This window comes from Vibrio sp. YT-16, from assembly GCF_033337405.1.
GTDB classification, from domain to species: domain Bacteria; phylum Pseudomonadota; class Gammaproteobacteria; order Enterobacterales; family Vibrionaceae; genus Vibrio; species Vibrio alginolyticus.
The window spans coordinates 647405-661502 of sequence record NZ_JAWOQQ010000001.1 but is presented as its reverse complement, the minus strand read 5'-3'; the positions used below and the strand labels follow the sequence as shown (position 1 = coordinate 661502).

The 14098-nt window shown below is 44.7% G+C and carries 10 protein-coding genes; 6 read left to right on the top strand and 4 right to left on the bottom strand.

Annotation, left to right across the window (positions count from 1 at the left end):
* Positions 1-239 precede the first annotated feature (239 nt).
* On the bottom strand, positions 240-1535 hold the full coding sequence (hemL, locus tag R7F07_RS02970) for a glutamate-1-semialdehyde 2,1-aminomutase (RefSeq protein WP_005380032.1): 1296 nt from the start codon (positions 1533-1535) through the stop codon (positions 240-242).
* Between the two features lie 246 nt (positions 1536-1781).
* Here hemL and erpA point away from each other — a divergent pair, with 246 nt between their 5' ends.
* From erpA to vmeK, 3 genes are all read left to right on the top strand, one after another.
* Positions 1782-2123, top strand: a complete 342-nt coding sequence (erpA, locus tag R7F07_RS02965) for an iron-sulfur cluster insertion protein ErpA (protein WP_005380031.1) — start codon at positions 1782-1784, stop codon at positions 2121-2123.
* A 105-nt stretch (positions 2124-2228) separates the two neighbouring features.
* Positions 2229-3344: an efflux RND transporter periplasmic adaptor subunit gene (locus tag R7F07_RS02960; protein ID WP_171343197.1), complete on the top strand. Its 1116-nt coding sequence runs from the start codon at positions 2229-2231 to the stop codon at positions 3342-3344.
* A 9-nt stretch (positions 3345-3353) separates the two neighbouring features.
* Positions 3354-6458 carry a multidrug efflux RND transporter permease subunit VmeK gene (vmeK, locus tag R7F07_RS02955; RefSeq protein WP_104975565.1) on the top strand — a complete coding sequence of 1035 codons (3105 nt, stop codon included), beginning with the start codon at positions 3354-3356 and terminating at the stop codon, positions 6456-6458.
* Positions 6459-6522: 64 nt separating this feature from the next.
* On the opposite strand, the gene R7F07_RS02950 is transcribed toward vmeK, so the two are convergent.
* Positions 6523-7815: a peptidoglycan DD-metalloendopeptidase family protein gene (locus R7F07_RS02950; RefSeq protein WP_054579093.1), complete on the bottom strand. Its 1293-nt coding sequence runs from the start codon at positions 7813-7815 to the stop codon at positions 6523-6525.
* Between the two features lie 130 nt (positions 7816-7945).
* Between R7F07_RS02950 and tyrS the strand changes: the two genes are divergently transcribed.
* A complete protein-coding gene (gene tyrS / locus R7F07_RS02945; RefSeq protein ID WP_017820416.1) occupies positions 7946-9133 on the top strand; it encodes a tyrosine--tRNA ligase in 1188 nt (395 codons plus the stop codon).
* 418 nt (positions 9134-9551) lie between these two features.
* On the top strand, positions 9552-10397 hold the full coding sequence (locus R7F07_RS02940) for a magnesium transporter (RefSeq protein ID WP_005380062.1): 846 nt from the start codon (positions 9552-9554) through the stop codon (positions 10395-10397).
* Here the strand turns inward: R7F07_RS02940 and dacB are convergent.
* Together dacB and R7F07_RS02930 are read right to left on the bottom strand one after the other, a co-directional pair.
* Positions 10376-11797: a serine-type D-Ala-D-Ala carboxypeptidase gene (dacB, locus tag R7F07_RS02935; protein ID WP_171343198.1), complete on the bottom strand. Its 1422-nt coding sequence runs from the start codon at positions 11795-11797 to the stop codon at positions 10376-10378. The two genes, R7F07_RS02940 and dacB, sit on opposite strands and share 22 nt — an antisense overlap.
* A gap of 186 nt (positions 11798-11983) precedes the next feature.
* Positions 11984-13006, bottom strand: a complete 1023-nt coding sequence (locus R7F07_RS02930) for a porin (RefSeq protein ID WP_005380064.1) — start codon at positions 13004-13006, stop codon at positions 11984-11986.
* 545 nt (positions 13007-13551) lie between these two features.
* Here R7F07_RS02930 and greA point away from each other — a divergent pair.
* Positions 13552-14025 (top strand): transcription elongation factor GreA, encoded by a 474-nt coding sequence (greA, locus tag R7F07_RS02925; protein ID WP_005380065.1) that lies wholly within the window; start codon positions 13552-13554, stop codon positions 14023-14025.
* Positions 14026-14098: the final 73 nt, after the last annotated feature.

The window sequence follows — 14098 nt, the reverse complement described above, 5'->3', positions numbered from 1 at the left end:
GAATTAGAGCAGGGCGATGTACCTTGCTATAATGACTACAAATCAGTCGGTTATCAATCAAGAGATGAGCTATGGGTTGTTGCAACGGTGATAAAAAGTGTCAAACTGAGAAAAAAGCTAAGCGAATACCGTGGTTTGGCATTGTCGTTGGGGTATTAGCGATATTGGTTATTTTGAATTGGCAATAAAAAAGGACCGTTACGGTCCTTTTCTAAATGCGTTATCGCCGTTTTTAGCGATTATTTCGCTTCTTCTGCAAGAACAGCAAAACAGCGGTCAGCCGCTTCTAATGTGGCATCAATCTCTTTTGAACCATGAGCGAGTGAAGTAAAGCTCGCTTCAAACGCAGATGGCGCAAGGTAGACACCGTGTTTTAGCATTAAGTGGAAGAAACGCTTGAAGCGTTCTACATCGCACTTCGTTACGTCTTCGTAGCAAGTTACTTTTTCCTGGTCAGTGAAGAAGAAGCCGAACATACCGCCCACTTGGTTAACAACTAGCGGAATACCGTGTTTTTCTGCTAGAGACTTAAAGCCTTCAGCAAGTTGTTTCGTTTTAGAAGCTAGGCGCTTTTCGTTGCCTTCTTCTTTTAGAAGGTTCAAACATGCGTAGCCTGCTGCCATTGCGACAGGGTTACCGGAAAGGGTACCAGCTTGGTAAACTGGGCCTGTAGGTGCAACGTATTGCATCACTTCTTTACGGCCACCGAAAGCACCTACTGGCATACCGCCACCAATCACTTTACCCAGTGTCGTTAGGTCGGGTTTGATGTTGTAGTGTGCTTGCGCGCCGCCTAGAGCAACACGGAAGCCTGTCATTACTTCATCAAAAATTAGTAGCGCGCCTTCTTGATCACAGATTTCACGTAGCCCTTCGTGGAAGCCTTCCACTGGTGGAATACAGTTCATGTTGCCTGCTACTGGCTCAACGATGATACAAGCAATTTCGCCTTTGTTAGCAGCAAATAGCTCGCGTACAGAATCTAGGTCGTTGAATGTTGCTGTTAGCGTGTGCTTAGCAAAATCTGCAGGAACGCCAGGAGAGCTTGGTTGACCTAGAGTTAGTGCACCAGAACCTGCTTTTACTAGCAAGCTGTCAGCGTGGCCGTGGTAACAACCTTCAAATTTCATGATCTTGTCGCGACCGGTGAAGCCACGTGCAAGACGAATCGCGCTCATCGTAGCTTCAGTACCAGAACTTACCATGCGGATTTGCTCCATTGATGGAACAAGCTCAGAAACTAATTCTGCCATCGCGATTTCAAGTTCTGTTGGCGCACCGAAGCTAAGACCGCGTTGCGCTGCATCAATTACTGCTTCGCGGATAACTGCGTGGTTGTGGCCAAGAATCATTGGACCCCAAGAGCCAACGTAATCAATATACGCTTTACCATCGGCATCAAAAATCAGTGGACCGTCTGCTCGTTCGATAAATAGCGGAGAACCGCCAACGCCGTTGAATGCACGAACTGGTGAATTGACACCGCCAGGGATGGTTTGCTGAGCTTTTTGATACAGCTCTGATGATTTGGTCATGGGGTTATCCTCTTTTGATTGCTCGGACCAAGTGGAGCGCATTGTACCTAGCTATAATCAAGTTAGAAACGTTTTGCTTAATTTATGTGTTGTTTCGCAGTGTAATCTTATATATCCGCATCTGTTATAAAGAATCGGCGGCGAATACTTGAACGAGTTTGTCAGGTATTGGATAATCGTCTCAATTAGCACAAATTTGACGTCTTGCTTCAGGCTTGACGCATTACACGAGTGAGAGAGGTCTTCGTGAGCGAAGTAAACGTACCATTATCTTTTTCTGACGCAGCAGCATCTCGCGTTAAAGCATTGATTGCTGAAGAAGAAAACCCAGCATTGAAACTGCGCGTATACATTACTGGCGGCGGCTGCAGCGGCTTCCAATACGGCTTTACTTTTGATGAAAATGTAAACGAAGGCGATACGACAATCGTAAACAGTGGTGTAACACTGGTTGTAGACCCTATGAGTCTGCAATATCTCGTTGGCGGTATTGTTGACTACACAGAAGGGTTGGAAGGAGCGCGCTTCTTCGTAAATAACCCCAATGCAACGACAACATGTGGTTGTGGTGCATCGTTCAGTGTGTAATTAACACCTAACAGGCAGCTAACGGCTGCCTGTGCTTTATGTAGAAGGATGTCACGTAAAGCGCACGCTCGCAGATATGCAGAGAAATAATAAAAAGGACTTTATATGTCTGGACTTTCTTTTGGACGCCGAATTGTCGAGCGCCCTTGGCTAGTATCTCTTATCCTCGTCTTACTTCTTGTTGCATGGCTAACCATCGGCCAACTCAAAGCACAAGATGATCATCCTAACTCTTCAACATCCACGAACACGACACCACTTGCAAAGGTGATGTTTGATACTTTTCTTGCCGAACCTACCAGTAAAACCATTGAATTGTATGGACGAACAGCGCCCAATCGTCAAGCGCGTCTTGGCGCCGAAGTTGCCGGTAAAATAGTCAGTCTTAACATAAAGAAAGGCCAAGCGGTCAAACAGGGACAAGTGATCGCAAACATCGATAAGCGCGACCTTGGCATTCAACTTAAACGGGCCCAGGCGATGCTGTTGGTTAAAGAGAAAGAGTTTAATGCAGCTAAATCGCTAAAAAGTCGTGGACTGCAAGGTGAGGTTGCATTTGCGACAGCGCAAGCAGCGTTGGTAGATGCACGTGCGAATTTGAGTAACGTGCAAACGGCTTTAAGAAATACTGAGGTTAAAGCGCCATTTGATGGCATCGTAGAGCACCACTTTGTTGAGTTAGGTGATTTTGTCGGGATTGGCGATCCTATTGCGACGGTCATTGATTTGGATACTTTAGTGATTGAAGCCGATGTCAGTGAACGGCATATACAATACCTTAAGGAAGGCCTAGAAGCCGACGTAAGAACCATTAACCAACAGCATCATCAAGGTCGTGTGCGCTACATTGGACGTGTTTCTTCTGCTTCTACTAATACATTTCCAATTGAAATCGAAATTGATAATCAAGACGCAAGAATTTCTGCCGGTATGAGCGCAGAAGTACAGCTGCCTTTGAGTGAAGTGTTGGCGGTAAAGATTACGGCTGCCATGTTAGCACTAGATGAAGAAGGTAACTTAGGTGTCAAGACACTGCGTAATGAGCATGTTGAGTTTGTTCCAATTCAACTCGTTAAGGCCGAGGATGATGGTGTGTGGCTCTCTGGGTTAGGAGAGCGTGTAGACATTATCGTGCTGGGACAAGGTTTTGTGCGAGATGGTGATCAAGTACTGGCCAATAAAGTTGATGACGTAGTTCTTGAAGCAGCTAATGAGCAGTAAGGAGCACCTATGTACACTCTGATTGATGCTGCGTTATCTCGCGCTCGCACTATGCTGACATTATTGGTGATGATATTAATTGCAGGTGTCATTACTTACGTCACAATCCCCAAGGAATCGAGCCCTGATATTACCATTCCGATCATTTATGTTTCTGTTGGACATCAAGGTATTTCTCCTGTCGATGCCGAGCGTTTATTGGTTCGCCCAATAGAGCAAGAGCTGCGTTCAATTGAAGGCGTAAAAGAGATGACCTCTGTGGCATCAGAAGGTCATGCTTCGGTGACGCTGGAATTTAGTGTCGGAGTGGATCTTGATAAAGCGATGGCAGATGTGCGTGATGCGGTTGATCTTGCGAAGCCAAAGTTACCAGAGGACAGTGATGAGCCAACGGTAAACGAAGTCACGTTTGCATCTGAAGAGCCTGTGTTGACCGTTGTGCTCTATGGCACCGTACCAGAGCGAACCATTGTTCAGATTGCCAGAACGTTACGTGATCGTTTGGAAAGTTTCCGTCAGATTCTTGAGGTTGAAATCGCAGGAGATCGCGAAGACATCGTGGAGATAGTTGTCGATCCGCTATTGATGGAAAGCTACGGTCTCGATCAAGCGGATATCTATAATTTAATCGCCTTGAATAACCGAGTTGTGGCAGCGGGGTTTGTCGATACTGGGTATGGACGCTTTTCGGTAAAAGTCCCATCGGTTTTTGATTCACTGAAAGATGTGCTTGAATTACCGATCAAGGTGAATGGCAAAGAGGTGATCACTTTTGGCGATGTGGCGACAGTACGGCGTGCATTTCGCGATCCTGAAAGTTTTGCTCGTTTAGATGGCGAATCTGCCATCGTTTTGGACGTAAAAAAACGGGCAGGGGAAAACATTATTGAAACGGTTGAGTTGGTAAAAGAAGTACTGGCTCAGGGACAGAAGCGCGCCGAGTGGCCCGACAATTTGCAAGTTAAATACACTTGGGATCAATCCGACGATGTCAAATTGATGCTCAGTGATCTACAAAACAATATCTTATCCGCAATTATCCTCGTAGTTATCGTCATTATTGCCATATTGGGGGTTAGGACCGCGCTTCTCGTGGGGATTTCTATTCCAGGATCGTTCTTGACTGGGTTGTTGGTGTTATCGGTATTTGGGCTGACGGTCAATATCGTCGTACTGTTTGCTTTAATTATGGCGGTAGGCATGTTGGTGGATGGTGCCATTGTGGTGACAGAGTTTGCAGATCGGCGCATGCAAGAAGGAACGCCACGTAAAGAAGCCTATCGAGATGCAGCAAAGCGAATGGCCTGGCCTATTACCGCATCCACAGCAACCACATTGGCTGCGTTTGCTCCGTTACTTTTCTGGCCAGACATCACTGGTGAGTTCATGAAGTACTTACCACTTACTTTAATTGCTACCTTGGCCGCTTCGCTGATGATGGCTTTATTGTTCGTTCCTGTCATCGGTGGGATCATTGGCAAGCCTCAAGTAGTCAATCAGAAAGCTCAGCGAGAAATGGTGGAGCTGCATAACGGCAACTTTGAAAAAGCGACTGGCATTACCAAGCTTTATTACCAGACTCTGTCGGTAGCGATTCGTCATCCATGGAAAGTCTTACTCAGCGCGATACTGCTAGCGGCAGGTGTCGGCTTCACTTACAACAAAGCTGGCTTGGGTGCAGAGTTTTTCCCTGAAGTGGACCCTGCCTTTTTTACCGTTAAAGTTCGTTCTTATGGTGACCTGTCTATTCACGAAAAAGATGTTGTTATGCGCGAAATCGAGAAGGTGATGCTCGGTCATGACGAGTTTGAAAGTGTCTACACGCGCACAGGAGCGAGCGATAATGGGGACGAGATTGGCCAGATTCAAATAACGCCTGTGGATTGGCAGTATCGACGCAAAGTGAAAACCATTATTGAGGAACTAAAAGAGACGACAGACCGCTTTTATGGTGTTGAACTTGAGTATAAATTCCCGGACGCAGGACCGCCTGTCGAGCATGATCTCGTGATTGAAGTATCATCACGAAACTTGAGTGTTAGTGCGTTAGATGAAGCGGCCAAAAAAGTACGACATTGGGCTGATGGTAATCCTGCACTGACCAACTTGAGTGATACCACTAATAAGGAAGGGATTGATTGGCAAATTGATATCCAGCGAGATGACGCTTCTCGCTTTGCAGCGGATGCTACCTTAGTCGGGAATACCGTCCAGTTTGTTACGAACGGCTTGAAAATAGGCGATTATTTGCCCGATGATGCGGATGAAGAAGTCGATATTTTGGTGCGCTATCCGCAAGATAAGCGCGACATAGGTCGATTTGATCAACTGAGAGTGAAAACGGCAGCTGGTCTGGTACCGATTACGAATTTTGCTCAAATCAAACCAGATCATAAGCAAGACACTATTCGTCGGGTCGACGGTCATCGAGTTATCAATATTAAAGCGGATATGGTGGAAGGTTACAATTTGGCGCTTGAGTTACCTAAGATTGCCGCTGGAATGGAACAGCTCGACTTACCGGAAGGCATTGAATATAAGATTCGGGGTCAAAATGAAGAGCAGGAAAACTCATCAGCATTCTTGCAAAATGCTTTTATTGTCGCGCTTGGTGTGATGGCTTTGATTTTAATTACGCAGTTTAATAGCTTTTATCAAGCTTTCTTAATCCTTAGTGCAGTGCTGTTTTCTACCGTTGGTGTCTTCGCCGGGTTACTTATTTTCCAAAAGCCATTTGGCATCATTATGTCGGGAATTGGAGTGATTGCGTTGGCTGGTATCGTGGTAAACAACAATATTGTTTTAATCGATACTTATAATCAGATGCGTAAACGTGGCTTAGAAAAATCTGAGGCTATTTTGCGTACGGGTGTGCAGCGTTTAAGACCCGTTTTACTTACGACGGTGACCACCATATTAGGCTTATTGCCAATGGTGTTAGAAATGAACATCGACTTAGTTAATCAGAAAGTGGAGTTTGGCGCACCAAGCACTCAATGGTGGTCTCAGCTTGCGACCGCTGTCGCGGGTGGTTTGGCGTTTGCGACTTTGCTAACGTTAATTCTGACACCGTGTTTGCTTATGCTCGGGAGAGAGCATCACTCCGAACAGTAAGCTTTATCGTGATGATATCGACAAAACAAAAAGGGCAGCTTCGCTGCCCTTTTCAATACCTGGCTTACTTCATTGCTAGCAGTTTGCTGTAGCGTTCAAGCTTGTCCATGCTAATTTTCGCGTTTGCCATGAAAGTTTGTCTCGCTTTGCCTGTCAGGGATTTAGATTGTGGCAAATTCACCGTGCGCGGGTTTTTATGGACACCATTCACAAGGAACTCATAGTGCAGGTGAGGGCCAGTTACACGGCCAGTTCCGCCAAGCGTACCGATGGTTTGGCCTTGCTTAACGCGTTGACCAGCTCGTACAGTACGTTTGGTTAAGTGCAGGTACTTGGTAATGTAAGTATTGCTATGTTTAATGAAAACGTAGTTACCATTAAATTTGTTGTAAGACGATTTTTGAACAACGCCATCACCAGCCGCCCAAATCGGGGTGCCCACTGGTGCTGCATAGTCCGTGCCTCTATGAGGACGAACGCGTCCCGTCACTGGATGTAAGCGGCGTGGGTTGAAATTAGACGAAACTCGACGGAAGTCCAACGGCGCGCGTAAGAATGCTTTTTTCATTGCACGCCCATTTTCGTCGTAATACTTGCCACTTTTCTGATCCAATATTGCGGTAAAGGTATCGCCTTGGTTTTTAAAGATCGCAGCAATGATTTTTCCACGGCCGATTACTTCACCTTCTACCACTTCCTCTTGGTAAAGTACTCGGAAGCTGTCGTTTTTACGAATATCTAAAGCAAAGTCGATGTCCCAACCAAATATGCCAGCCAGTTCCATGATTTGGTTACCATTTAATCCAGAAGATATTCCTGCATTCCAAAAGTTTGATTTGATGGTGGCTTCAGCGTAGTTGTACTGGAAGTCGACTTCTTTTTTATCAACTTCAGAAACGTACTTGCCGTCTTTTAATGTGATACGAAAAGTCTCGAACGCGCTTAGTGTTCTTCTTAGCTGCACCAAGTTGTTATTTTCGTCAAAACCAAATTGCAATCGGTCACCAGGTCGAAGCCGAGTTAACTGTTTTTCCACTTCTTTGTCTGATGACACCAGTTCATGTAATAGACGAGCAGAAAGCCCTACGCGACTAAATAAGATGGCAGCACTCTCGCCATTTTTTACCTTGTATGTCTCCCAGCGTAGCACGGCGGGAACCGCAGGCGATGAACTATTTAGTGCACTGAGTTCGAGGGAAACTGGCACAGGATAATGTTGACCAACTTTTAATCGGCTCTGCTGCGGGTCTAGGTCTTGCGGATCAGGTAAAAAGAAGAGCGCGAAGATAATCAGCGCACTAAAAAAACCGATCAATACTTTGTGCAAGAGTGGAAGTCGGACAAAAATCGAATGCATGAGGTACTTGATTGCTAAATTAAACGGAAAAAGTGACAACTACCTAGTCTAACGTGTTTCAAAATGCATCGCTATTCAAGTAATATGTTCAGCTATTATATTTTTGCCAAATCTGTGGGAGTGAACAAGAATGGCGAGCATTGAAGCTGCACTAGCCGAGATTAAGCGCGGTGTTGAAGAGCTGATTCCAGAAGAAGAGCTAATCGCAAAACTAAAAGAAGACCGTCCTCTACGTATTAAATTGGGCGCTGATCCAACAGCACCTGACATTCACCTAGGACATACGGTTATTTTCAATAAGCTTCGCTTGTTCCAAGAACTAGGTCATGAAGTGACGTTCCTAATCGGTGACTTCACTGCAATGGTTGGTGACCCAACAGGTAAAAACACAACTCGTCCACCGCTAAGTCGTGAAGACGTATTGCGTAACGCTGAAACGTACAAAGAGCAAGTGTTCAAAATTCTCGATCCTGCAAAGACTAAAATTCAGTTTAACTCTGAGTGGCTGTCTGAATTGGGCGCAGAAGGTATGATTCGCCTTGCGGCAAACCAAACCGTTGCTCGTATGCTAGAGCGTGACGACTTTAAAAAGCGTTACGCGGGTGGTCAGCCAATTGCTATTCATGAGTTCATGTACCCACTTCTACAAGGTTGGGACTCAGTAGCAATGGAAACGGATGTTGAATTAGGTGGTACAGACCAGAAGTTCAACCTTCTAATGGGTCGTGAACTGCAAAAGTCTCACGGTCAAAAACCTCAGGTTGTACTGATGATGCCGCTTCTAGTGGGCCTTGATGGCGAGAAGAAGATGTCTAAGTCAGCAAACAACTACATCGGTATCAGCGAAGCGCCAAGCGAAATGTTTGGTAAAATCATGTCTATTTCTGATGACTTAATGTGGAGCTACTACGAGCTGCTCTCTTTCCGTCCTCTGGAAGAGATTGCTCAATTCAAAGCTGATGTAGAAGCGGGCAAAAACCCTCGTGACATCAAAGTATTGCTAGCAAAAGAAATTATTGCTCGTTTCCACAGTGAAGCCGATGCCGATGCAGCAGAGCAAGAATTCGTAAACCGTTTTGCGAAGAACCAAATTCCTGATGAAATGCCAGAGTTTGACTTTGACGCAGGTCGCCCAGTGAGTAATCTGTTGAAAGAAGCAGGCTTATGTCCATCATCGTCAGATGCGATGCGCATGGTTAAGCAGGGCGCTGTGAAGATTGATGGTGAAAAAATTGCGGACAGCAAATTTGCTCCAGAAGCGGGTACTTACGTGTTCCAAGTAGGCAAACGTAAATTTGCTCGTATTACTATTCAGTAATTCATAATGACTGCAAATGAAAGCGTCCGAAGGGCGCTTTTTTTGTATGAAAATTTAGCAAAAACGGCAAAGTAAAACTTCCATACCTGATGAACTTTGCTACTATACTTGCGCTGCCAATAATGGCAGCGCTATCGGAGATTTACATGAACAATACCGACCATCCTCCCAGTCGTTGGGTGAGTAAGATTAAGGGAGCGAAATAACCCGCTTCGGTATTGGCGATCTCCGCCTTACCTAAGTGGTGAGGCATCTTTTCTAATTTTCTTCTCGTTATTTCCTTCATACATTCTGAATAGACAGTGCATTCGCATTGGTTTTCTCTGTGCATCTTAATTGTTGTCTGACTTTTAGCGTGCAAGAGTGGCTTTTCATGCTTTGTCGATGGTCGTTACCAATGCCAATCGGGAGATTCGCCATGACGGTAATGAACAACACTTTTATTGAAACAACACCAAACTTTTCTGAAGTAGAAATTGGTGCAGCTCGCAATGCATTCTTGCAGTACGAGCAAGAGCAACAAGTCCATTTGCTTACGGTTATGCCGATTGATGAGGCTGTAGGTATTTTACAGCATTGCTCTGTCGGCTATGTGAATAGTCTTATTGCTCAACTTGAGCAAGCAGGTCATGACAAACGCGCACGTCATTATGCTCACCAACTGGGTCTGCATATGTCTGAAGTTGATACACCCGATGGTTATTTATCAACTAGTGTTTTAGGGCATGTAAAACAGCGTATTGGATGGATCATTGCGCTGGCTCTTTTAGGGATAGTGTCAGGCTTGATCATCGCTCAGTATGAGGACACCCTTAGTCAGCTTGTTTTACTTGCAGTGTACATGCCAGTGATTGCAGCTGCTGGTGGTAACACAGGAACACAAGCAGCAACTTTGGTGATTCGTGCTCTTGCTACTGGAGAGTTAAAAAAACGCCAATGGTTAGAAGTTTTGTGGAAAGAGAGCCGAGTCGCTCTATTTATTGCGCTAGCAATCGCTATCGTGATGATTGGACGCATTATGTTATTTAGTGCAGGACAATCAACAGGAGGCTTTGAACTGACCGATATCGCACTGGCAATAGCAGTTGCGCTGTTCATTCAAGTCACCATTTCTACAACATTGGGCGGGCTGTTGCCAATTATTGCACGAGCTTGCAAGTTGGACCCGGCCGTATTGGTGAGTCCAGTTCTTGCGTCTATCGTCGATATTTCAGGAATGTGGATTTACTTTAACGTGGTGAACTATTTCTTAGGTATTGCCTGACTAAAGTTCACAATGTCATTGTAAAAAAGCTGCTCAAAATGTGTAATCGGGGCGATGACAGGTGTGTTGTCGTCCCGTTTTTCTGGGAAGTAGTCTGAAACAAACTGAACAAAAATGGTGTTAGGTTGACCATTTTTATCCAAGCCATATCCAGCCATATTGTAAGTCCCGTAGATAGAGCCACTTTTCGCGATCAGCTGTCCTTTAATTGGAAGTTTTCGCATACTTTGTCGGTACTTTAATGTGCCGGATTCACCTGATTTCGGCATGATGGCAATCAATTTGAGTTCGTTTTCATGCTTCCAAATATAGCGCAGCATTTCAGCCATCTTGGTCGCGGAGATCCGGTTATTTCGCGAAAGTCCTGAGCCGTCTTCTAGGCGCGCATTACGAATATCAATACCAGTGTTGGCGAAAATGATCTGCTTGATCGCTTCTGTACCGTTAGTAAAACTGCCTGGCTGAACGAAAAATTTAGCGCCAAGTGTTTTGGTTAATGTGTCGGCAATTAAGTTGTCAGAGTTTTTGAGCATATCTTCGAGAATGTCTGTTAAGGCCTTTGATTGATGCATTGCGATGAGCTTTCGCTGCTTTTCTGGCGCCGTACCGACCCTAATCTTTCCCGATACCCCAATGTTGAGCTCCTTGAGCAAAGCCGCCAACCTTTGACTGGTGTAACGCTCAGGGTCTTGAACCGCAAATTTCAGTGGCAATGGTTTGTCTCTTTCAACCAAGCACCCTGTTAGCTTGTAGTTGTTATCGGGATTTGCAACTAAACCTAAGTCACAATGACGACTTTTCTTAATGGTTTTAGAAACTGTTTCTACGGTACTTGTGACACGAATAGGTTGATGCTCTGGTACGTAGACCCGCGTTCCACCATCTTTTTGTGTATAGATAGAGGCTTGTACACAGTTGTTATTGAGTGTGATGGTCGATGCCGGAGCGCTGTAGCAAACTCCCAAGATATCCCACGGCCAGCCCACCGCACGGTTATAACCAGTGAATGCGCTGTTATCGAGCCATAGGTCACCGTTAATCCGTTTTAAGCCATTTTTCTTAGCTAGAGTGAGAAGTGATTTTAAGTCGTTGGTTTGGAGTGTTGGGTCGCCGACAAAGTAAATCACTGTATCTGAGTTCGACGTTTCCAGCTTGGTTCGAAACCGGAAGTTATCACCCAGTTCTAGCTTTGCGGCTAATGCGGTGACGATTTTTAATGTACTCGCTGGTGGGAACAGTTGTTCGGTAGGATGAACACCGTCAAGCTCAGCATTTTCACTGAGTTTTTCCGCAACTAAACTGATGCGGGCGCCTTCAGGCAACACCTCTTGATGAGGGTACGCTTGTGAAAAAGCAGAAAGTAATGAAGAGAATATGAGCAAGGGCCAACGTAAACGCATAATGATACTTTCTAAGGTGAGTTATGTGATTGAGTATACGCAAGTCCTTTCAATATGCTAGGTAACTAAAGAAATGCTTCAAATGTCTTCATGAATGAGACACGAGAGAAAGGCGCGCTGCTTAAAATGAAGTATAAAAAATGCCCGCTTAAAGCGGGCATTCGATATTCTAGTCAAAGACCGGAATTAGAAGTCGTAACGTAGACCTAGAGCTAGCTCGTCTTCAGCATCGATCTTAGTTGCAACTGTTTTGCTCGTGTCAGTTGAACCAAACTTGTCACCTGCATCAATCAGGTTGAAGTTGTAAGAAATGTAACCACGGAAGTTAGGCTTGAAGTAGTAAGAAGCATCAACAGCGAAGTTGTTTGCAGAAGTTTCGTTGTTAGTTTCTGCATTGTTGTATGATGTTGTAAATACTGTTTGGCCTAGAGTGTAAGCACCCGCTAGCTCGTAACCAGTGTAATCAACTGTGTTACTGTTGTTTGAATCTTCCATTTTCTCGCCGTCAGTGAATACACCAGCGAAGTAAAGATCAGACATTGTGTAAGATGCAGCTAGCATGTACTCGTTAGCTTTGTCTTGATCTGCGTAACCAGCACCTAGCTCAAGACCAGTGTCAGCTAGAGCGTAGATTGCAGATAGAGAGTAACCGTCTTGTTTGTTGTCGTAGTACTCACCAGTGTTTTTGTTTTCCATACGATCAGCGAAGCGGTAGCTTGCTTTTACGCTTAGGTTTTCAAACTGGCCTTTGTAAGCCATCATGTTGTCTGTACGGTCTGATACAGCTAGTTTGTCTGCTGCAGAGTTACCGTGGTAAGCCATGATATCTGTGAAGTCAGTGATAACGCCTAGTGCACCTTCAGTTTTACCGTATGCGAACTCACCGTAAGCACCGCCAAGACCAGCGTAAGCAAGACGAGTTTCTAGATCGCTCTTGTCGTCGCCGTCTACAGTACCGTTTTGAGCAGTCTCAAATTCACCTTCCCAGAAACCAACACCGTATAGGTTGTCATTGATTTCTTGTTTACCAAGGAAGTTTAGACGGATGCGAGATTTGTCTTGAGCGTCGCCATCTTTCATAGATAGACGTGCTTCAGCACGGCCGCCCATTTCTAGAGAAGTACCGTCTTGGTTGTAAAGTTCAGCTGCGTTTACGCCAGTTGCCATAGCTGCTGCAGATACAGAAAGAGCAATTAGAGTCTTTTTCATCTTATTTGTCCTAGTTAGCTGTCCATAATCATTGTTGTATGGGGGAGAGGTGATCTCTCACAAGTTGTTGGTCCAAAATTGGCTAATTGAGCGATATAGTTCGCACTTGTAAGCCATTGATCTAACAACTCGCTGGACATGTTTTACTGCTAAAGTTTCCGTATGAGTTAGTAAAATGATATAAATCCCACTGATGAACACTGTTCAATTGTGCGTTGTTTTTATTTAAATTACTGTTTTTGATTGAAATTATTGGCAATGACATTGGCCTGACATTGATTAGTTTTTATCTTTTTTGAGGTTTTTGGTGTAATGAACAGTGTTGTTTTTCAATAAATTGAGAAGGTGATTCGCCCTAGAACCGCTCTAAAAGTGAGTTATATCATTATGCCGAAAAGGCATAGTCTTGCTGTCTTTCGAATTAAGATGATTTCGTCCGGGAGTTTGTTTACACTAAACGAAATACATCTTTAAGCGCACTACCCAGTCCTATGACAGGGTGGGCTTTTTTTGTCCAAAGACCCATTTGGGCTTGAGGTTATAAAATGGAAAAAGTTCCAATGACACTACGTGGCGAGCAAAAGCTACGTGCAGAACTCGATCGTCTACTTAAACTACGTCCTCAGATCTCAGAGGCAATTGCTGAAGCTCGTGAGCTAGGTGATTTAAAAGAGAATGCTGAATATCACGCCGCTCGTGAAGAGCAGGGCATTTGTGAAGCACAAATCCGTGACATTGAATACAAACTGTCAGTTGCTCAAGTTATTGATGTAACGAAGATGGAGAACACGGGTAAAGTTATTTTTGGTTCAACCGTAACCTTGATTGATATCGACACCGAAGAAGAAAAAACGTACCAAATCGTTGGTGATGACGAAGCCGATATCAAAGCAGGTCGCATTTCAGTGAGCTCACCTATTGCTCGTGGCCTGATTGGTAAGATGGAAGGCGATGAAGTTGCTATTCAAACTCCGGGTGGCGCGAAAGACTTCGAAATTGACCGAGTAGAATATATCTAAGTCGTTTGGAGTAGCATTATTACTCTGATAAAACGCAAAAAGGTCGCCTCAGGCGACCTTTTTTCTTCAGCAA